Raw genomic sequence first — 18,795 nt, forward strand, 5'->3', positions numbered from 1 at the left:
TATTCTCATCTCAAGGGATATCCACAGGAGACGCAGGATAGAAACAGCCTCGCCATGTGCTTGAGGTTGAACACCGATCTACCGAGGGGCGCCGCCATGTCGCGCAACCTTAGCCTTACCCGCCAATGCCTGGGCCTGGTCACCCGTATTGAATGCTCCATTCGTCCTCTTGCTGGGGATAACGGGATGTGGACCTTGTTGTTTGCCGCCGGAATGACCGGTGAACAGCCCTCCACCATCAAGTCCCAAGGCCCGTTTCATGGGCCTTTCGTGGCAGAAACCATTCTTCAGTCGATAGTCGACAGCCTGACCCTGCACGGTTACGAGCAGGCTGACGAACCGCAAATCTGGTGCCTGCATATGCAGGCACATCTGCGACAGCTCAATGGTGGGCAGGAACGCCTGGCCCTGTAATCCGGCTACTTGGTCTCAGGCTTGTCCAACTTGACCTCGAAGCCGTATTGCACGGTGCTCAGGTCGGTGCGCTGGTAGCTTTCCAGAGCAGTCGGCTGGCCATAGAAATAGTGCACGTCGAACATTGCCGTGCCGTATTCCTCCGCACGGTGGCTGACCGCGAGGATTTCCTTGAGGTAGTTGCCGCTGGCGTCCTTGGCGTAGAAGCGCCAGCTGTCGGAAGGGAACGCCTTCTGATCGACGATCAGGGCGTTGTCCTTGAGCGTCAGCCCCTTGGGCAGTTTGGCGACGTCAATCGTGGCTTTCTCGATATTCGCCAGGAACAAGGGAATCGAGCCGACCACATATTCCGGGGTTTCCGGGAACAGGTTGAGGTCGTAGGTGAGCGTGCCACGCGCCGCGTCCAGCTCAAAGGCTTCGCTGGGCAGCTCGATGGGCTCGCCGCGTTCGCCCTTGTCATCCGCCGTGAAGAAGGTAATGGGTTCGTCGCTGCTGTTACGTTCGCTGCCCACCAGGTCGTCATTGAAGGTGAAGGGGTGGTCGAACACGATCTTGGCGGCGCTGGCATCGTCGGTCGACTGGCTGATGGTGATGCTTTTTTTCAGCTGGTCTTCGGTCATGCTCGCGTCTTTGAGCCAGTTGGCGGCGCTGTCGTCATACACCGTGACGGGCATCGGCAGAGCTTGCACCGTCTTTTGCAGGCTGTTCCTGTCGAAGCGCATCACCGGCAGGTCAAGGTCCTTGTGGGTCAGTGTCGCTTTGGAAAAGTCCAGGACGTTGACCTGCAGATTGTCGATCAAGCCATTGAAATATACCTTGGCGTAATGGCTGCTTTGCTTGTGTTCGAAGGCTTTTTGCTCGTCGGTAAGCTGCTTCTCGAACGCATCGGACCATGCCTTCTGTTTCTGCATTTCGGCCAGTTGCTTCTCATAAAACGTCACTTGCGCCGCACTTTCGTTGATCGAGCCCGAACGCGTCAGAAACTGCCCGGTGCTGTCCCTTGCCTGTACGAGCAAAGGGTTAGGCGACTCGTCGCCGACTTCCGCGGCCAAGGGCTCGCTATTGGTCAGCTCGATCTCGGCGTAGTTTTTCTCAAGCAACACCAGGTTGAGGGTGATATTGCCCTCGGTGCGTTTGTGGCCCACATCCTTTTTTGACAGATCGAAGGTCAGCACCTTGCCCGGTGCCACTACTTCAACCGTGCCTTTGAGGCTGACAGGTTGAGGTTGGCTCTTATTGTCCGTCTCGACACCTTCTATGAAGGGATAGGTCACCGTCAGGTCGTCGGGGTTGGTCAGGTTGGAGCTGCTGGGGCTCAGTTGAATGCCAGGATCGGTTTCCGACCACTCCGGTTGGAAAGGGATGACCTTGTTGTTGCTCAACGTCACCGACTGCCATTCCAGGCCGTGGGGGAAGGGGAACTGGTCAGGGCTGTTGAAGTTGAACGGGAAAACCGGCTGTAGATCCGTGAGGTAGTCGGAGTGGGAGGTTTTGCGCAGCACGAACAGGCCGTTGATGTAGGTGTCCACCAAGGCTTGGGGCGTGGGGTAATGCTTGAGCAAGGCCAAAGTGTCTTCGCCGTATTCGGCTTCGATCGGCTTATTGGCGAGCTTGGTGCGCGCCCGTTCCAGCAGTAGCAGCGAACCGCCCAGGTCGGCGATCGCATCCCGCAGTTTGGGGTCTTGGATGCTGTCCAGTGACTGTTCGAATTTTGCGGTTTTCTCTTCGAGGGTCGCCTGCTTCTGCTCTTCTTTGGGGGAGCAGCCGCTGGCTATCAGCAACGCCGCACACAGGCCGATGCTGGCCAAAGGGGATCGCACATCCATCATCTGAGTCTTCCTGTCCGACATCATCGAGCCGAGTGAATGGTCTCGACACTAGCAGAAAAACGCTCTTACAGATGCCACCTGGGTCAGTTTTCTCACGGTGACAGGTAGCGGGTAGCGGCTGGTATACTCGCCGCCATTTTCAGTCATGCTGTGTGAGAACCAATGGAACGTTTTATCGAAAATGCTATGTACGCCTCGCGCTGGCTGCTGGCGCCCATTTATTTCGGCTTGTCCCTGGGGTTGCTGGCGCTGGCGCTGAAATTCTTCCAGGAAGTGATTCACCTGCTGCCGAGCGTGTTCTCGATGGCCGAGTCCGAGCTCATCCTGGTGCTGCTGTCGTTGATCGACATGGCCCTGGTCGGCGGCTTGCTGGTGATGGTGATGATTTCCGGCTACGAGAACTTCGTCTCGCAGCTGGATATCGATGAGAACAAGGAAAAGCTCAACTGGCTGGGCACCATGGACTCCTCCTCGCTGAAGATGAAAGTGGCGGCGTCCATCGTGGCGATTTCGTCGATCCACTTGTTGCGCATCTTCATGGACGCCAAGAACGTCGATCCACAACACCTGATGTGGTACGTGATCATCCACATGACCTTCGTGATCTCGGCGTTCGCCATGGGTTACCTGGACAAGGTCACCAAGCACTGATGACCTGCGCCGGCCTTACTGCTCCGCGAAGTAGTAAGGCTGGCGGCCGATTGCCATCTGTTTGATCACCGTCACCTTTTCATTCAGTCGGTCGGTGTGATCCATCAGCGCAACGTTGCCCGGTTTTGCCGTGAGGAACGCGCGCAACTCGGCTTCGGTTTGCAGGATGGGCACGTACGCTTGCATGTAGAACACCCCGGCGCCGGCGATCCGTTCATTAGGCTGGAACATCGCCACTTCCCGGCCTTGCGCCTGCAGTGCCTGCAGCTGGCTGATTACCGGTACGAATGACTCGACGGCGTCCGCCTTGGGGGCGAACCAGAAGGCAGCGCTCATATAGCAGGCAATGAGCACGCCGAACACGCCGCCGATCACTTGGCGGTGGTAGCGATATGCGTGCGGTTTGCGCTCTTTCAGCCATTGCAGCAGCACCTGCCCATATTCGGCTGCGAGTACGGCGGCGGCGGGTGTGAGCGACATCAGGTACACGGTGCGCTTGCTGGAGGCCAGGGTCAGCAGGGTGAACTGCGCCACCAGCCACACGCTGAAAAACAGACGGTAGCGATTGCGCACCAGGCTTTTGCGAAAGTGCCACAGGCCCAGGTACACCAGGATGTTCCAAGGCAAGAACGCTTCAGGCAACTTCGCGATGTAGTAGTAGAACGGCTCGTAATGCCCGGCTTCTACAAATGAGCCGCTGAAGCGGCCGACACTATTGGTCCATAGCACCTCGCCGACGGCCTGCATCCCGCCACGCTGATACAGAAACCCCAGCCAGATCAGCAGCGGCACCAGCGCCAGCAGCGTGAACAACCCCGGCTTGAGCCAGTCGCCAATGCGCAGGCGCTTATCCATCAGGCTGGTCACGGCCAGGTACACGAAGATCACAATGCCTGGCATGGCCAAGCCCAACACACCCTTGCTCAGGGTGGCGATGACCATCCCCAGGGTAAACAGTGCCCAGGCCCAGGCATTGGAGCCCTGGCGCTCGGCTTCGGGGCGCATCGCCTGGTAGAACGCCAGCAAGGCGGTGGTCACGCCAAGGCTGAGCAATGAGTCTTCACCCACACCGCGCACGTTGCCCCAGTAGCTGGCCATGGTCGCGAGGATCAATGCGGCGCAGAACGCCAGAGGCTTCGGACGGCCAAACTTGCGCAGCATCCCGTAGAACAGCATCACGCTGAACAACCCGGCGAACGCCGACGCCAGGCGCACAGCCCAGGTCGAAGCGCCAAACAGGCGAATGGCGCCGGCGTCCAACCAGAGGCTCAGGGGCGGTTTCTCCAGGAAAGGTTCGCGAAACAGGCGCGGGATCACCCAGTCGTTGTCCAGGTGCATGGCCATGGCGATCCCGGCCACGCGGGCTTCGGTTGAGCCTTGCAGCTCATGGCCGCCAAGGGCGAAGAAAAATAACAGACCAGCGAGAAGAAGCAGCAGAGAGGCGGGGCGCGTCATGGATTCTGGCTACCGGAAAATGGACCGATCGGGGGATCGGTCGTGGACGATCAAGCAGTATACGAAGGTGATTCTTAACATTTGGTGAATCAATGTGGGGTTTTTGTAAGGCTGGCCGGCCCCCCCATTCAAGGCCGTTTCAAGCTGGGTAACGCTGCCTTGCCTTGCTCGGTCAGGACCGGCGCCAATTGCTCCCAGGTGAAACTCAGCTCGTTATCGCAGCCGTCGCCCGTGGCGCGCGTCGAGAGCTGCAGGCCCTGGGTGTTGAAGCTCAGGTCGAAGGTGGAGTAGCTGGTGATCGCTGGGCAGCCTTCGTCAGTGGTGGTCTGCCGGGCCAGCCAGGTACTGAATTTCGCCGGCAGCTTCACGTGGCCGGAGTAGGCGTCATACCACTCCTGGCGACCACCGAACCAGGCCCAGGGATCGACGCTTTCACCGGTCTGCAGGTTCCAGGAGTGCAGGCCCCAACTGATCCCACCGGCTCCGGTGCCGGCGGCCCAACGGTAGAACCTGACGGTGATGAACTGCGACGACCAGTACGTGGGTTCCACTTCAATTTCGCTGGTGTTGGCCGAGCCGTTGCGGCCCAGGTATTCGCGCCGTTCGTGCAAGTATTCCATCTGGTCATCATCGCTGACGGCCAGGGCCGCGAGTTGCTGGTTGATCTTCTGAATCGCCGGGCCATCGCCCTCGAGCTTGAGCGTGGCACGGGCGCCTTGGGTCTTGAGCTGATAGCGGTGCTCGCCAAAGGTTTTCTTCTCGGTCTTGATCGGTAGAGGAGCCGCTTCCATGGGCGCGTTGTAGGCATTGCTGCCACAGCCTTGCGTGCCGATGCGTTGCAAGTTGAGTGGTAGCGTTGTGCCGCCCTGGGTCTTGCTCCAGGCACCTGAAAGCGTATCGCCGTGCGGTGGTTGCAGTGTCCAGAAACCGGTGTTGCCCGTTTCGACCCACGGCGCGTTGTCGTTGGCTTGGGTCAGTTGGATGGGGGCGAGGATGCGCTGATAGTAATAACTGCCATGCTCGCCATCGGCACCGTTGAAACAGGCCACGATGGCGGATTTGCCCAGGGTGCCTTTCCACACGCCGGCGAGGTCGGCAGCGCCGGCAAACAAAGGTGTGCAGGCGAGGGCAATGACAGCAAGGGGCTTGAGCACGGGTATCTGACTTCCGGTTGTCTGATAAAGGCCGTCAGGGTAATAGGTCGTGTGACGCGATTCCAGTAGGCGATTCAGACCGGGCTGTAGATCCGCGGTGCGCTTCGATGAGGCACGTGAATCAGGTTGAGGTGGTGTTTGCGTGCCCATTGCACCGTCAGGACGGTGGGAGCCGACAAACTGACCAAGGTACCCAGCCTGGCCCTGACTGCTTTGTGAATAAGCTCAAGGCTGCAACGACTGGTGACGACCGTGAAGCCGCTGCGTGCATCGACCTGTGCCTGCTGCATGGCCCCGATCAGTTTATCCAGCGCGTTATGCCGGCCAATGTCTTCACGGCACAGCAATGCTGAGCCGTCAGCATCGAAGTGCAGCGCTGCATGCAAGGCGCCGGTGCTTTTCCCCATGACTTGAGCGGCTTCGATGCGCTCACGCAAACCCTTGAGGTGGTGTGCGGGCGGCAGGGGCGCCGGTTGCAGGATGTCCAGTTGGGGCAGTGCCTGCTCCAGCGCCTCCACCCCGCACAATCCGCAGCCGCTGGTGCCCGCCATCTGTCGCCGGTGGTCTTTCAGCGCCCAGAACGCTCGATTCGAGACGTGTACGTCTGCCTGGCAGGCCTGATCAAAATGCGTGAGTTGGATGTCGTAGATTTCACTCAGGTTGTCGATGATCCCATTGCTCACGCTGAAGCCGCGGATGAAGTCTTCGATGTCGCCAGGTGAAACCATCATCACCGCCTGGCTCAAGCCGTTATAGCTGATGGCCAGGGCGATTTCCGCCGCCAGCGCCGCTTCGGCGACCTGGGCGCCTTCGTCATATTCTCGATAGACGACGCTGCGCGGCTGCGGTGCGGGGGCATTGGCAGCGGCCGCTTCAACGGGGTGTTCGACTCGGCAAATCATGGGTAAACCTCCGGTACGCTAGCTCGCACTCTTGGCGGTGAACAGTTTCCTGGCTTCAGTAAAACATTTTTCGGCGATGGCCGAGCGGGGCTCGGTCTTGCGCATGACCATGCCCAGGGGCGCGAGCACACTGGCATCCGGCAGGTTGATAAAGGCCAGGTGCTCGATGGGGCTCTCCATGCCGCTGTCCAACGGCATGATCGCGCAGCAGAAACCTTGGTGGATCGCCTGGAGCAGCTGATAGGTCGAATCGCTTTCGAGAATGGGCTGGGGGTCGAGGCCGCGACTGCGGAAGCTCAGATCGATGGATTTTCGATAGTGCATACCATTGCTGATCATCCCCAGGGGCAACTTGGCGGCATCCTCCCAACTCATTTCGGTGCCTTCGAAATGGAAGTGCCGGGTGTCGTACAACAGGCCGACACGGGTCTCACCCAACTCGAAGAAGTCCAGGTAGCTGGCATTGACGTGCTCCAGGTAACACACGCCCAGGTCCAGTTGGTTGGTGCCCAATGCTTCGATGATCTTGTCCGAGCTCATGGACGACAGGCTGAACTTGAGTTCGGGAAACGAATGGGACAGGCCCTGGATATAGCTGATCGGGTTGAAACCACTGAGCGGCACCAGGCCCAGGCGCAAGTTACCGACCAACTGACCGCGACACGCCGCCGCTTCAGCGAACAACCCGTCATGGGCGGCGAGCAAGGTTCTGGCCCAGGCCAATACGCGCTCGCCGGCCTGGGTGAAACCTTCAAAGCGTTGACCACGGATGACCAGTTCCAGGCCCAGCTCATCCTCCAGATTGCGCAAACGCATCGATAGTGTCGGCTGGGTGATATGACAACGCGCGGCCGCCTGGCCGAAGTGGCGAGTCTGCTCCAGTGCAATCAGGAATTTAAGTTGCTTGATGTCCATTAAGGCACCTGCCCGGGAGTAAATAAGAGGTCGTTATGAGTGCCTGTGTCTGAAGCCCGCAAGTCGCAGCGAATGAGAGAGCGGACCCTCTCATTGTAAGGCTTGTGTGTCCAATCACCTCTATTGAAGGCGTGATTGATTCGCTCGATAACCCGTCAGCCGGAGGATTACATGAGCGTACCGTCGGAGGGCGCAGGAGGAAAAGCCGGCGGATGCCGGCTTGCGTTACGTTGCGGGCGACTTCTCCGACGCTTCCCCGAGGGGATTCATCCGGTCCTTGAATCGCCCCGGCAGCGGGTCGATACAACCTGACATCCGGCTGATTTGAGTCAAAGAGGGATGTGGGTTGTCGACAAAACCTGGCGCAACCCCATGAACGAACGAATCTGGCGAACCCCGGGCAGGTAAAGCAATTGCTCCGCGTGGAGCCGGTTGAAACTGTTGCTGTCCTTGGTTCGGATCAACATGAAGTAGTCGAATTCCCCCGTCACCACATGGCATTCCATGCAGCCGGACACCTTTTGCGCCGCGGCCTCGAAGGCGGCGAAGGATTCCGGCGTGGAGCGGTCCAGCACCACGCCGATCAACACCACCATCCCTGCATCAAGCGCTTGATTGTCCAGTAGCGCGACAATGCCTTTGATCAGGCCCGCCTGCTTGAGGCGTTCGACGCGTCGCAGGCAGGCCGGTGCGCTCAGTTTTACCTTCTCGGCGAGCGCCACATTGGAGATGGAGGCGTCTCGCTGCAGGGTCTTGAGAATGGCGCGGTCGGTCCGGTCCAGCGGGTGCGGCTCAGCACCTGGGCTGCCGGGTTTGTCGTGGTTGTTTGTTGCGCTCATAGTTGTTTGCACACAATAAAAATAGATTTTATCTGCTACTTGGTAACTTATATTTCTTTAATGGATTGAAACTTGCAACACAAATTTTCAGCTTTGTTCTTAATATTGAACTCATCGAAGCCCCTCTGAAAGCACCTGGAACGCAGCCTTTTTTGCCTTTCGGTCTGGCGCTTGGATATCCACTGAACAAGGAGCAGAGTCATGAACCTGAATCGTTTTAAACGTTATCCGCTGACCTTCGGTCCTTCGCCCATCACGCCCTTGAAACGCCTCAGCGAACACCTGGGTGGCAAGGTCGAGTTGTATGCCAAACGTGAAGACTGCAACAGTGGCCTGGCCTTCGGCGGCAACAAGACACGCAAACTCGAATACCTGATTCCCGAGGCACTCGAACAGGGCTGCGACACCCTCGTGTCTATTGGCGGGATCCAGTCGAACCAGACCCGGCAGGTCGCCGCCGTCGCTGCCCACCTCGGCATGAAGTGCGTGCTGGTCCAGGAAAATTGGGTGAACTACTCCGACGCCGTGTATGACCGGGTCGGCAACATCGAGATGTCCCGCATCATGGGGGCGGATGTGCGACTGGACGCAGCGGGGTTCGACATCGGCATCCGGCCAAGCTGGGAGAAGGCCATGAACGACGTGGTGGAGCGGGGTGGCAAGCCGTTCCCGATACCGGCGGGTTGTTCCGAACATCCCTACGGCGGGCTCGGGTTCGTCGGCTTTGCCGAGGAAGTGCGGGAGCAGGAAAAACAACTGGGGTTCAAGTTCGATTACATCGTGGTGTGCTCCGTGACCGGCAGTACCCAGGCCGGCATGGTTGTCGGTTTTGCCGCCGACGGCCGTTCGAAGAACGTGATCGGCATTGATGCCTCGGCCAAGCCGGAGCAAACCAAGGCACAGATCCTGCGTATTGCCCGGCACACCGCTGAGCTGGTGGAACTGGGGCGTGAGATCACCGAAGACGACGTGGTGCTCGATACACGCTACGCCTACCCGGAATATGGCTTGCCCAATGAAGGTACGTTGGAAGCCATTCGTCTGTGCGGCAGCCTTGAAGGTGTGTTGACCGACCCCGTGTATGAAGGCAAATCCATGCACGGGATGATCGAAATGGTCCGCCGTGGCGAGTTCCCCGAAGGCTCGAAAGTGCTTTACGCACACCTGGGCGGGGCACCTGCGCTGAACGCCTACAGCTTCCTGTTCCGCAACGGTTGATTAACGCCAATAACCTGCAGGAGTGAGCTTGCTCGAAGCGGTGGGTCAAGTCGGCATCAATGTTGAATGTCAGGCTACATCGTTGGATCGCCGCACAGAGCAAGCGGCTCCTACCCAACTGCCGGGAGTACCGCCATGCATGCGATATCGCAATCCGCGGTCTGGATCAAGGAACCTTCGGCGGATGTCGGAGTGGTCATCGTCACCAGCGCCGAGTTGCCCAAATACATGATCGACGCGCTGCACGTGGCGATCGATGACTGGGACCAGGTGGCTTATCTGGCCATCAAGCACTCCGAGGCGTTGATGGCCGACTGGTTGCGGGGCGGGTCCAGCCCGGAGCAATCCGCTGGGGGCTACGCGTGTTATGCCAGCCAACTGTTGCGCTCTGTCCCCCACGGTAGTTTTTTACTGGATGTCGAAATCGGTACGGTTCCCGGCTTGGCCTGGCTGGGGTCCGTACACGGTCACCCGTTGCGCGTGGTCGAACTGGGAACCATCGCGTTATCCACCGCAGCGATGGATCAACAGGTAGAACAAGTGCTTTCGGCGACCCGCAGTCTGGCGAAAAGCGTGCTGCAGGCGCGCGGCGTGATTTAGCCAGTGGGGCGCCAATTCCCCCAACAACCAGGGCGACGTCTATGAGCCAAGCTGCCGACTGTCGTACCAATGCCCTGAAATGGATGCGCGAGCCTTCAAAGTGCACACGTATCGTGGTCATCGCGTGCGGGCTTGATAGCGATCATATTGACTTGATTCATCAGGGTTTCAGCTGTTTTGACAATGTTGCACTGATCCACGTCGATGCTGTGAACACGATGGCTGGCCAGCTCGCTGAAGTGCGAGTGGCCAAGAGTGACTACTGTTTTGTAGTGCTCGGTGAACTGGACGAGCGTTTATTGCACGACCTTTCCATCGGCCGGACCTGTATCTACCCGATTGCTTCAGACGGGGCGGCCGAACGCTCGGTCATTGCGGCGGTAGAACAGGTGAAAAGCCTCGCCCGAGTGAACCGTTCGCACCACCTTGAAGTGTTACCCGACACCTGCAGCAGTTGCTCATAAGCCCGCCTGATATCCAGCACTAATTGCCGGGCCCGACAGATGCACAGGAGCCGTTGCTGTCCGACTTCGCCCATGGCGGCTCGGGCAGGGCAAAACAGATCCTCGACATGCGGGTGGCCGTGGCCAGCGCACGCCTTCAATGCCGGGGCGCGGCGGCGTGAACAGCCTGTCCCCGGCGATAGGTAGAGACCCGTTACCTCAACTGTTTTCGCCGATAGCCAGAATGGTCGCCACCAAGGCCTGAGCGCGAGGCACCAACGTGTCCAGTTCCAGATATTCATGATCGGTGTGGACCTTGCCACCAACCGGCCCGAGGCCACACAGGGTTGGAATGCCCAGGCTGGCGGTGAAGCCGGAGTCGGCACAACCGCCGGTGAATTCGCCTTCGACGCTGAAACCCAGCGCCAGCGCTTTTTGTTGGTAGATGTGCAGCAGCCGTTCGCTGTGGCGGGCTTCCATCGGTAGAAAGGTCGTCGCTTCCTTGAGGATGGCGCTGGTGCCGATCAGTTCTTCTTCTGCGACGATGGCCTGGATTGCGCTAAAGATCCGGTCCCAGTGCTTGAGCTCGATAAAGCGCACGTCCAGCCGGGCAGAGGCGCTGGGCGCAACGGTGTTGCTGGAGGTGCCTCCGGATATCAGGCCAACGTTGGTGGTGATGCCTGCCGGGTAGTCGGTCAAGGCGTGGAGCTTGACGATCTTGCGGGCGAGGGCCTCGATGGCGCTGGCTCCGTCGGCATGGTTGACCCCGGCATGCGCCGCGCGGCCGCGGACTTCGATGATCAGCGTGGCACCGCCTTTGCGTGCGCTGACCACGTTACCGCTGGCCCGTCCGGGTTCGGTATTGAGCACGGCGCGTGCGGCACGGGCTGCATTTTCGATATGGGCTCTGGCGCTGCCGGAGCCGATTTCTTCGTCACCGGTGTACAGAACCTGAACCGGGTAGGGCAACTGACCGGCGCGCTTGAGGGCCATGAGGGCGAAGCAATTGAGCACCAAGCCGCCTTTCATGTCGGCGACGCCGGGGCCGTAGGCAATGTTGGCGTCGCGGCTGTAGCCGCGAGTCGTGGTAGTGCCTTTGGGAAACACCGTGTCGCGATGGCCCAGCAGCAGTACTGGCTTTCCAGATTCGCCTGGCACTTCGGCGAGCATCACGTCGCCAAAACCATCGACCGGTATGCGCTTGAGCGGGATACCGTCGGCTTCCAGTTCAGCCGCGAGCAGCGCACCCACCGCGTCGACGCCCGCCTTGTCATAGCTGTTGGAGTCGGTGTCGACGATACGCTGCAGCAGCATCTCCATGGCGTGGCGTTGGTCAGCCAGCCAGTCCAGCGCCTGTTGCGGCGTGGCGTTCATTGCACCTGCTCCCGTAATTGATGCTCCTGAGTCAGGCGTGTCGCGTCGTTGCCCAGGTCCCAGAAGAGCCCGGCCATGATTTGCAGGCTTTCCTTGACCACCGGTGCCAGCAAGTGCTCGTTCGGCGCATGCTGTGAGCATGCCGGGTAGGAGTGCGGCACCCACAGCGTTGGCAGGCCGAGCACGTCCGCGAACACGTCGTTGGGCAGCGAGCCACCGAGGTTTGGCAGCAGCGCGGGTTTTTTGCCGGTGGTCTGTGCCAAGGAACTGAGCGCCCAATTGACCCATGGGCTTTGCGGGTCCAGGCGCGTGGCATGCATCACATCAATGCGGCTTTGCCTGACCTCGACATTGCTGAAACCATGCGCATCCAGGTGGGTGCGCACCGCCGGGATAAAGGTCCTGTAGTCGCTGTTCACCACGAAGCGGATATGGCAGTGGGCGTTGGCCTTGCCGGGGATCGCATGCACGGGGGCGTCCGGGTTGCCGGTCTTGAAGGCGATGACGTCGAGGGTGTTCCAGCCGAATACCTTTTCGCTCAGCGAGAGCGCCGGATTACCCCAGTTGGCGTCGATTTCCGGATCGCCCGGCCCGCCACCGACGTCAATATCGGCCAGTGCCTGCCGAACCGGCTCCGGCAGTGTCTCGGGCATCAGCCCCGCTACCTTCACCCGACCGCGTTCATCGACCATGCTCGCGATGGCATTGGCCAGAATGATGCCGGGGTTGGCCAACAACCCGCCCCAGTTGCCGGAGTGATGAGCGCCTTCGCGCAAATCGACCACCAGCTCGAAGTTGAACACCCCGCGTGAACCGAGAAAAATCGTCGGTCGTGACGCCGCCAGGCGCGGGCCGTCCGAGGCGATGAAAATATCCGCCGCCAGCTCTTCAGTGTGCGCTGCGCAGAACGCATTCAGGCCCGGCGAGCCTTCTTCTTCGCCCATTTCCAGCAGCAGCTTGACGTTGAAGCCCAGCTTGCCGTCGCGAGCCTTGAGCGTTTGCTCCAGTGCGGTCAGGTTGATCAAGTGCTGGCCTTTGTTATCCGCCGTGCCACGGCCGTACCAGCGATCGCCTTCGACAGTGACCTGCCACGGCGACAGGCCTTCACGCCATTGCGCTTCATAGCCGCGCACCACATCACCGTGGCCGTAGCTGAGCACGGTCGGCAGTTCTGGATGTTCAATGCGCGTGGCGATCATGAAGGGGCCGCGCTCTGCCACCGGGTTGTCATAGATCTTGACGCTGAAGCCCATCGCCTCGACATGCGGGGTAATGAAGTCATTGAGGTAGCGATACAGTTCGGGTCGGCTGTCCGCTGCCTGGCTTTCGGTGTGCAAGGCGACGCTACGTTGGAGCAGATTGAAAAATGCGCCGTTATCGAACTGCTCTGTGGTGTTGCTGATAGCCAGTGAACGACTCATGAGTGGACAAGCTCCAGTGTTTGGGCAGAGTTATCGTGAAGGTGGCAACGCACGTTGCCGCCGATAAGCGGACCATTGGCCGGATAGGCCGTTTTGCAGGGGGCGAAGCAGCTCGGGCAGCGCGGATGGAAGGCGCAACCGGACGGCGGCGACATGGGGTTGGGGAAGGTACCGTGCAGGCCGATTTCGGGAATGCCCAGGCGTGGATCGGGCGTGAGCACCGAATCCAGCAGGGCGCGGGTATAAGGGTGGCCGGGTTTGGCGAACAACGATTCGCGCGTGCGTTCTTCGACGATGCGCCCCAGATACATCACCGCGACCCGGTCGGCGAGGTGTTCGATAACCGCCAGGTTATGGCTGATCAATAGATAGGTCAGGCCGAATTCGCGCTTGAGGTCTTGCAGCAGGTTGAGAATCTGCGCCTGCACCGAAACGTCCAGCGCCGAGGTGGGTTCGTCGCAGATCAACACGTCAGGGCGCATGATCAACGCTCGGGCGATAGCCACCCGTTGCCGCTGGCCGCCCGACAGTTGGCTCGGATAGCTGTCGATGACCCGTTTGGGCAGGCCGACCACATCGAGCATTTCTTCGGTTTTTTTGCGCCGCTCGGCGGTGCTGCCGATGTCATGCACGATCAGCGGCAGGGTCACGATTTCGCGCAACGTCTTGCGTGGGTTCAGCGAGGAATACGGGTCCTGGAATATCGGCTGAATATGCCGGGACATTTGCTTGCGATCAGTCGCCGCCAGATGTTTGCCATTGACCAGCACGTCGCCGCTGGTAGGGGGCAACAGGCCGAGCAGCATCTTGGCCAGGGTACTTTTGCCGCAACCGGACTCGCCTACCAGGCCGAGGGTCTCGCCACGCATCAGACGCAGGGAAACGCCATCGACGGCCTTCAGAGTAGCGGCGGGTTTGAAGAACCCCTGGTTGATCCGAAACTCGCGGCGGATGTCGCACAGCTCCAGCGTGATGTCTTTTTTCATGACCGTGCCCTCTCCTGAAGGCGAATCGGTGCCGGGGCCGGAGCGGCGAACAGGCAGCGCGCCATGTGTCCGTCCTGTTCGACTTCGGGGATGTTCTGTGCGCAAGCCGGTATCGCCTGAGCGCAACGATTGCGGAACGCACAACCTTGCTGTTCGCCCACCAGACTGGGCACCAAGCCTGGAATCGAACCCAGCGGCTCACCCGGTTTGGTCCGTCCGGGGATTGGAATACTGGCCAACAGACCACGGGTGTACGGATGCTGCGGATTTTCGAACAGTTGCAGGGCAGGGGCGGTTTCGACAATTTCCCCGGCATACATCACGGCGACCCGGTCGGCGATTCGTGCCACCAGCCCAAGGTCGTGGGTGATGAAGATCACCGCCAGGCCGAGTTCTTTCTGAATGTCGCGGATCAAGCGCAGGATCTGCGCCTGGATGGTCACGTCCAGTGCAGTGGTTGGCTCGTCAGCGATGATCAGGTCCGGCTCACACATCAACGCCATGGCGATGATCACCCGCTGGCGCAAACCGCCGGAAAGTTGATGCGGGTACTGACGCAAGCGTTCGGTGGCATTGCTGATACCGACTTTCTCCAGCATCTGCGCGGCGCGAGTCAGGGCCTCCTTGCGTGACACCTTGCGATGCTGAGTCAGCACTTCGCTGAGCTGATCGCCAATGCTGTAGGCCGGGTTCAGCGAGGTCATCGGTTCCTGGAAGATCATCGCCAGACGGTTGCCGCGCAGGTCGCACATGCGCCGTTCGCTCTGGCCGAGCATGTCGATACCGTCCAGCGTCAGCCGGGACGCAGTGCGTTTGGCCTTGCGTGGCAACAGGTCCATCAGCGCCAGTGAGGTCAGGGATTTACCGCATCCGGATTCGCCGACGATGCACAGCATTTCACCGCGCTCGACTTCAAAATCCAGACCGCGCACGGCATGCAGCATGTCATCCGGCGTCGGGCTGTTGCCCATGGGGATGTCCACGCGCAGGTTTTCCACATGGAGTAATGCCATGTTCGGTACCTCTGTCAGTTATGGCCGTCTATCAGTTGCGGCCGTCGGGCAGGATCAGATCGCGCAGGCCATCGCCGACCAAGTTGATGCCCAGCACCAGAATCATCAGGGCGACGCCGGGGATGGCGATGACCCATGGGGAAAAGAACATGTAGGGTTTGCCTTCAGCGATCATCAAACCCCAGGACGGCGTCGGCGGCTGCACGCCAACCCCGAGGAACGACAGGGCCGACTCCAGCAGGATCGCGTGGGCCATTTCCAGAGTCGCGACAACGATCAGCGCACCGACCAGATTGGGCAGGATCTCACTGACCAGAATGCGCAGGGTCGAGCAGCCAAGAGCCTGGGCCGACGCCACATATTCAGCATCGCGAATCTGTTGCACCGAGGCCCTGACCACCACCGCGAAGCGATCCCATAACAGGCAGCCGAGCAGCACGATGACCACTTTCAGTGAACCGCCCATCAGCGAGGCCGAGGCCAGCGCGACCATCACGACCGGCATCGCCAGCCGGGTGGTGATCAGGTAGCTGATAAACGTATCGACCTTGCCGCCGTAGTAGCCCGCCAACAGCCCCATGACCGTGCCGATAAAGCCGGAAATCAGCGCCGCCGCAATGCCGATGAACAGCGAGATACGTGCGCCGTAGAGCAGCCGCGACAGGTAGTCACGGCCCAGCTTGTCGGTGCCGAGAACGAACTCCCAGGTGCCGTTGGCCATCCATACCGGCGGTTTCATGCGCAGCATCACGTCTTGCGCATAAGGGTCGTAAGGTGCCAGCCACGGCGCGAACAGCGCACCGGCCAAGATGATCAGCAACAACACTGCGCCGATGGCGAAACCACGGTGACGGAAGCTCTTGCCAAGTACCCGGCTCAGGCTGCTCGGTGGTGGCAGGTAGTCATTGATTGCAAGGGTCGTGGGGGTGCTCATGTAAGCCTCCTAGCGCACGCGAATGCGCGGGTCGAGCAGTGCGTTCAGCACATCGGCCAGCAAGGTGAGGATGATGTAGATCACCGCAATCAGAAGGACCACGGCCTGTACCACCGGAAAGTCATCACGGGCGATGGCGTCCCAGGCGAGTTGTCCGATGCCTTGCAGGGAGAACACGGTTTCAATCACCACCGAACCGCCGAGCATGAAGCCGAACTCCACCGCCGCCAGCGCGACTACCGGAATCAAGGCGTTGCGCAGTGCGTGCTTGAACAGCACGCGGGCAGGGCGCAGGCCCTTGGCACGGGCGGTGCGGATGTAATCGGAGCTGAGTACATCAAGCATACCGGCGCGGGTCAGACGCATGATTGCCGGCGTCGCGTAGTAGCCCAAGGCAATGGCCGGCATGACGAAGTGCAGCAAGGTCGAGTTGCCGGACACCGGCAGCCACTTGAGTGTCACCGCGAACACCACGACCAACATCAGCGCAAACCAGAAACTCGGCATCGCCTGACCCAGCACCGCGATGCTCAAGGCCAGACGGTCAACCCAGGTGTCGCGTTTGACCGCCGCCAGCACGCCCAGTGGAATCGCCACCAGCAATGCGATACCCAGCGCCATGGCACCTAACCCGAGAGTAATCGGCAAGCGGCTGGCAACGAGGTTGTAGACCGACTCCTGAAAGAAAAAAGAGTTGCCCAGGTCCAGCCGCAGCAAATCGCCCAGCCAGTTGAAGTACTGGGTCGGTAGCGGTTTGTTCAAACCGTATTGCACGCGGATCTGTTCGATCTGTTCGCTGGTGGCTTCCGGTCCGCCAATGGCCGTGGCCAGGTCGCCGGACAGATGCAAAAGAGAAAAGCTGATCACCGACACGGTAATGGCAACGCACATAGCGATGCCTAGACGGCGCAGAAGGAATCCAAGCATGGCAAGTTTCCTCGTATCCAATAGATGGCAGGTGTGAGGACGTGGGCGTGGGGAGTCCGCAAGCCACGGTACCTCTCGATCAATCCGTGCGGTTGCGGATTACTTCCAACTGGACTGAACGAAACGCGGCAGCTCATCCGGGTACGGCGTGAACGCGAGTTCGGAGGAGTAGGCGTAGTTCATCGAGTAGTTGAACAGCGGCGCCCAGTAGGCCTGTTCGCTGATGCGCTGCAAGGCCTTGCGGTAGTTGTCCTTGCGCACTTGCGGGTCGAGGGCATTGTCGGCGGTCTGCAACCAGCCCTGGACTTGTGGGTCTTTGATGTTGTCGTCCGGATTGCCCTTGAACCAGGTGCCGGCTGACGCGGAGGTGTCGAGGATCGAGAACGAGCCCCAGGCCTGAAACGACATTGGCACCTTGCCGCCACGTTGCTGATCGCGCAGGGCGGCGTACTTCAAGTAGCGCAGCTTGGCGTTGATGCCCACCGCGCGCAGGTTGCCGATGATGGCTTCGACGTAATCACGGTCGCGATAAGCGAAGATTTCTGTTTCGAAGCCATTTGGGTAACCGGCTTCGGCGAGCAGCGCCTTGGCCTTGGCGGGGTCATAGTTGTAGACCGTGGCCGCGGTGGTATCGCAACCGAACTGGCCTGGATAACAGGCAACCTGCAAGGGTTTGGCTTCGCCACCTACCAATTGCGTGGCCAGCGCATTGCGGTTGATCGCATGGTTGATGGCCTGACGCACCTTGAGGTTCTTCATCGGCGAGTTTTCCGTTGAGGTGCCCCGAGCATCAAGAATCAGGAAGCCGATGCGCATGGTTTCGCTGCTGGTCACGGTCAGGTTCGGCATGCCTTTGAGGTCTACGGCCTGATCCGAGGTCACACGCCAGGTCCAATCGACACCATCGGTCATCAATTCGGCCAGGCGGGTTTCTGCATCCGGGATCACCCGGAACGTGAGGTGGCCGATATGTGGCTTGCCTTGTGGGCTGTCCGGAAAGTAGTCCTTGTTGATCTCCATGGTCACGCCTTCGCCAGCCACCACCGACACGGCTTTATACGGCCCGGTACCCATTGGTTTGCGACTGAATTCGGCCAGGCCGACCTTCTCGAAGTACTGCTTGGGGAACATAGGAACGGCGTTGGACAGGTATTCCAATGCCGGAGGAAAAGGCTTCTTCAAATACAGGCGGACACTGTAGTCACCGGTTTTTTCAGCGCTCTTGATCCAGTCTACGTTTTGCACGGTAACGACTTTCGCCTCGGGCGATACCACGTAGTTGAGGGTGAACACTACGTCGTCGGCCGTGAAGGCGTCGCCGTTGTGAAATTTGACGCCCTTGCGCAGCTCAAAATCGATTGTGGTGTCGTCGACCTGTTTCCAACTGGTGGCCAGCATGGGTTTGTATTCGCCGCTGTTGGGATCGCGGTAGATCAGGTTGTCCCAGATCAGCCGGCCGAGAATCACGCCTTCGCGCAAATCGTTGTGATAGGGGCTGATGTTTTCAGGCTCGCTGTCGGAAGCGTAAACCAGGGTGTCGTTGGCTTTACCGGCGTAAGCCGGAAAACTGCTGATGAAGCCCATCAGCGCAATACAGCAGGCGAAACCTTTGATGCCCATGCCGTCGTCTCCGTTGGCGAGAGTGGTTGAATCAAAGGGCAGCGAATCGCAAATGCGTAAAGGAGGATAAGAAGGTCAGGCAGGTGTTTTTTTGATCTGG

18 protein-coding genes are annotated in these 18,795 nt (G+C 59.8%); 5 read left to right on the forward strand and 13 right to left on the reverse strand.

Annotation, left to right across the window (positions count from 1 at the left end):
- Window positions 1-96 precede the first annotated feature (96 nt).
- Window positions 97-414 carry a hypothetical protein gene (locus tag EXW71_RS25630; protein ID WP_123715811.1) on the forward strand — a complete coding sequence of 106 codons (318 nt, stop codon included), beginning with the start codon at window positions 97-99 and terminating at the stop codon, window positions 412-414.
- A 5-nt stretch (window positions 415-419) separates the two neighbouring features.
- On the opposite strand, the gene EXW71_RS25635 is transcribed toward EXW71_RS25630, so the two are convergent.
- Window positions 420-2,243, reverse strand: a complete 1,824-nt coding sequence (locus tag EXW71_RS25635; RefSeq protein ID WP_134660587.1) for a hypothetical protein — start codon at window positions 2,241-2,243, stop codon at window positions 420-422.
- Window positions 2,244-2,405: 162 nt separating this feature from the next.
- Here EXW71_RS25635 and EXW71_RS25640 point away from each other — a divergent pair, with 162 nt between their 5' ends.
- On the forward strand, window positions 2,406-2,894 hold the full coding sequence (locus EXW71_RS25640; RefSeq protein ID WP_017253710.1) for a TIGR00645 family protein: 489 nt from the start codon (window positions 2,406-2,408) through the stop codon (window positions 2,892-2,894).
- A 15-nt stretch (window positions 2,895-2,909) separates the two neighbouring features.
- On the opposite strand, the gene EXW71_RS25645 is transcribed toward EXW71_RS25640, so the two are convergent.
- The 5 genes from EXW71_RS25645 to EXW71_RS25665 form a co-directional block, all read right to left on the reverse strand.
- Window positions 2,910-4,349: a glycosyltransferase family 39 protein gene (locus tag EXW71_RS25645; RefSeq protein ID WP_134660588.1), complete on the reverse strand. Its 1,440-nt coding sequence runs from the start codon at window positions 4,347-4,349 to the stop codon at window positions 2,910-2,912.
- Between the two features lie 128 nt (window positions 4,350-4,477).
- Window positions 4,478-5,503: a hypothetical protein gene (locus EXW71_RS25650; protein ID WP_134660589.1), complete on the reverse strand. Its 1,026-nt coding sequence runs from the start codon at window positions 5,501-5,503 to the stop codon at window positions 4,478-4,480.
- Window positions 5,504-5,577: 74 nt separating this feature from the next.
- Window positions 5,578-6,405, reverse strand: a complete 828-nt coding sequence (gene fdhD / locus EXW71_RS25655; protein ID WP_134660590.1) for a formate dehydrogenase accessory sulfurtransferase FdhD — start codon at window positions 6,403-6,405, stop codon at window positions 5,578-5,580.
- An 18-nt stretch (window positions 6,406-6,423) separates the two neighbouring features.
- The gene (locus EXW71_RS25660; protein ID WP_134660591.1) at window positions 6,424-7,320 is read right to left on the reverse strand and encodes a LysR family transcriptional regulator; all 897 of its coding nucleotides are present in this window, start codon (window positions 7,318-7,320) and stop codon (window positions 6,424-6,426) included.
- A 329-nt stretch (window positions 7,321-7,649) separates the two neighbouring features.
- Complete coding sequence (locus EXW71_RS25665) at window positions 7,650-8,159, reverse strand: Lrp/AsnC family transcriptional regulator (protein WP_134660592.1); 510 nt, start codon at window positions 8,157-8,159, stop codon at window positions 7,650-7,652.
- 201 nt (window positions 8,160-8,360) lie between these two features.
- Between EXW71_RS25665 and EXW71_RS25670 the strand changes: the two genes are divergently transcribed.
- The 3 genes from EXW71_RS25670 (at window position 8,361) to EXW71_RS25680 (ending at window position 10,441) form a co-directional block, all read left to right on the forward strand.
- Window positions 8,361-9,377: a 1-aminocyclopropane-1-carboxylate deaminase gene (locus EXW71_RS25670; protein WP_123715819.1), complete on the forward strand. Its 1,017-nt coding sequence runs from the start codon at window positions 8,361-8,363 to the stop codon at window positions 9,375-9,377.
- Window positions 9,378-9,512: 135 nt separating this feature from the next.
- The gene (locus EXW71_RS25675; RefSeq protein ID WP_134660593.1) at window positions 9,513-9,977 is read left to right on the forward strand and encodes a transketolase; all 465 of its coding nucleotides are present in this window, start codon (window positions 9,513-9,515) and stop codon (window positions 9,975-9,977) included.
- Window positions 9,978-10,018: 41 nt separating this feature from the next.
- Window positions 10,019-10,441 (forward strand): hypothetical protein, encoded by a 423-nt coding sequence (locus EXW71_RS25680; protein WP_134660594.1) that lies wholly within the window; start codon window positions 10,019-10,021, stop codon window positions 10,439-10,441.
- Window positions 10,442-10,639: 198 nt separating this feature from the next.
- Here EXW71_RS25680 and EXW71_RS25685 read toward each other — a convergent pair whose 3' ends face one another.
- The 7 genes from EXW71_RS25685 to EXW71_RS25715 form a co-directional block, all read right to left on the reverse strand.
- Window positions 10,640-11,794, reverse strand: a complete 1,155-nt coding sequence (locus EXW71_RS25685) for a M20 family metallopeptidase (RefSeq protein WP_134660595.1) — start codon at window positions 11,792-11,794, stop codon at window positions 10,640-10,642.
- Window positions 11,791-13,215 (reverse strand): M20 family metallopeptidase, encoded by a 1,425-nt coding sequence (locus EXW71_RS25690; RefSeq protein WP_123715823.1) that lies wholly within the window; start codon window positions 13,213-13,215, stop codon window positions 11,791-11,793. The genes EXW71_RS25685 and EXW71_RS25690 overlap by 4 nt, the downstream gene beginning before the upstream one ends.
- On the reverse strand, window positions 13,212-14,201 hold the full coding sequence (locus EXW71_RS25695) for an ABC transporter ATP-binding protein (protein ID WP_134660596.1): 990 nt from the start codon (window positions 14,199-14,201) through the stop codon (window positions 13,212-13,214). Before EXW71_RS25695 ends, EXW71_RS25690 begins: the two co-directional genes overlap by 4 nt.
- Complete coding sequence (locus EXW71_RS25700) at window positions 14,198-15,214, reverse strand: ABC transporter ATP-binding protein (RefSeq protein WP_134660597.1); 1,017 nt, start codon at window positions 15,212-15,214, stop codon at window positions 14,198-14,200. The genes EXW71_RS25695 and EXW71_RS25700 overlap by 4 nt, the downstream gene beginning before the upstream one ends.
- 31 nt (window positions 15,215-15,245) lie before the next feature.
- Complete coding sequence (locus tag EXW71_RS25705; protein ID WP_134660598.1) at window positions 15,246-16,148, reverse strand: ABC transporter permease; 903 nt, start codon at window positions 16,146-16,148, stop codon at window positions 15,246-15,248.
- Window positions 16,149-16,157: 9 nt separating this feature from the next.
- Complete coding sequence (locus tag EXW71_RS25710) at window positions 16,158-17,075, reverse strand: ABC transporter permease (protein WP_134660599.1); 918 nt, start codon at window positions 17,073-17,075, stop codon at window positions 16,158-16,160.
- Between the two features lie 99 nt (window positions 17,076-17,174).
- Window positions 17,175-18,695 carry an ABC transporter substrate-binding protein gene (locus EXW71_RS25715; protein ID WP_123715828.1) on the reverse strand — a complete coding sequence of 507 codons (1,521 nt, stop codon included), beginning with the start codon at window positions 18,693-18,695 and terminating at the stop codon, window positions 17,175-17,177.
- Window positions 18,696-18,795 lie beyond the last annotated feature (100 nt).

This window comes from Pseudomonas sp. BCA17, assembly GCF_004519405.1.
Classification (GTDB): domain Bacteria; phylum Pseudomonadota; class Gammaproteobacteria; order Pseudomonadales; family Pseudomonadaceae; genus Aquipseudomonas.

Excerpts from the sequence above, each read along its gene's own strand:
- EXW71_RS25685 (WP_134660595.1), bottom strand. The coding sequence starts at position 11,794 with ATGAACGCCACGCCGCAACAGGCGCTGGACTGGCTGGCTGACCAACGC.
- EXW71_RS25700 (WP_134660597.1), bottom strand. The coding sequence starts at position 15,214 with ATGGCATTACTCCATGTGGAAAACCTGCGCGTGGACATCCCCATGGGC.
- fdhD (WP_134660590.1), bottom strand. The coding sequence starts at position 6,405 with ATGATTTGCCGAGTCGAACACCCCGTTGAAGCGGCCGCTGCCAATGCC.
- EXW71_RS25665 (WP_134660592.1), bottom strand. The coding sequence starts at position 8,159 with ATGAGCGCAACAAACAACCACGACAAACCCGGCAGCCCAGGTGCTGAG.
- EXW71_RS25640 (WP_017253710.1), top strand. The coding sequence starts at position 2,406 with ATGGAACGTTTTATCGAAAATGCTATGTACGCCTCGCGCTGGCTGCTG.
- EXW71_RS25695 (WP_134660596.1), bottom strand. The coding sequence starts at position 14,201 with ATGAAAAAAGACATCACGCTGGAGCTGTGCGACATCCGCCGCGAGTTT.
- EXW71_RS25660 (WP_134660591.1), bottom strand. The coding sequence starts at position 7,320 with ATGGACATCAAGCAACTTAAATTCCTGATTGCACTGGAGCAGACTCGC.
- EXW71_RS25690 (WP_123715823.1), bottom strand. The coding sequence starts at position 13,215 with ATGAGTCGTTCACTGGCTATCAGCAACACCACAGAGCAGTTCGATAAC.
- EXW71_RS25675 (WP_134660593.1), top strand. The coding sequence starts at position 9,513 with ATGCATGCGATATCGCAATCCGCGGTCTGGATCAAGGAACCTTCGGCG.
- EXW71_RS25715 (WP_123715828.1), bottom strand. The coding sequence starts at position 18,695 with ATGGGCATCAAAGGTTTCGCCTGCTGTATTGCGCTGATGGGCTTCATC.
- EXW71_RS25680 (WP_134660594.1), top strand. The coding sequence starts at position 10,019 with ATGAGCCAAGCTGCCGACTGTCGTACCAATGCCCTGAAATGGATGCGC.
- EXW71_RS25630 (WP_123715811.1), top strand. The coding sequence starts at position 97 with ATGTCGCGCAACCTTAGCCTTACCCGCCAATGCCTGGGCCTGGTCACC.
- EXW71_RS25670 (WP_123715819.1), top strand. The coding sequence starts at position 8,361 with ATGAACCTGAATCGTTTTAAACGTTATCCGCTGACCTTCGGTCCTTCG.
- EXW71_RS25705 (WP_134660598.1), bottom strand. The coding sequence starts at position 16,148 with ATGAGCACCCCCACGACCCTTGCAATCAATGACTACCTGCCACCACCG.
- EXW71_RS25645 (WP_134660588.1), bottom strand. The coding sequence starts at position 4,349 with ATGACGCGCCCCGCCTCTCTGCTGCTTCTTCTCGCTGGTCTGTTATTT.
- EXW71_RS25635 (WP_134660587.1), bottom strand. The coding sequence starts at position 2,243 with ATGATGGATGTGCGATCCCCTTTGGCCAGCATCGGCCTGTGTGCGGCG.
- EXW71_RS25710 (WP_134660599.1), bottom strand. The coding sequence starts at position 17,075 with ATGCTTGGATTCCTTCTGCGCCGTCTAGGCATCGCTATGTGCGTTGCC.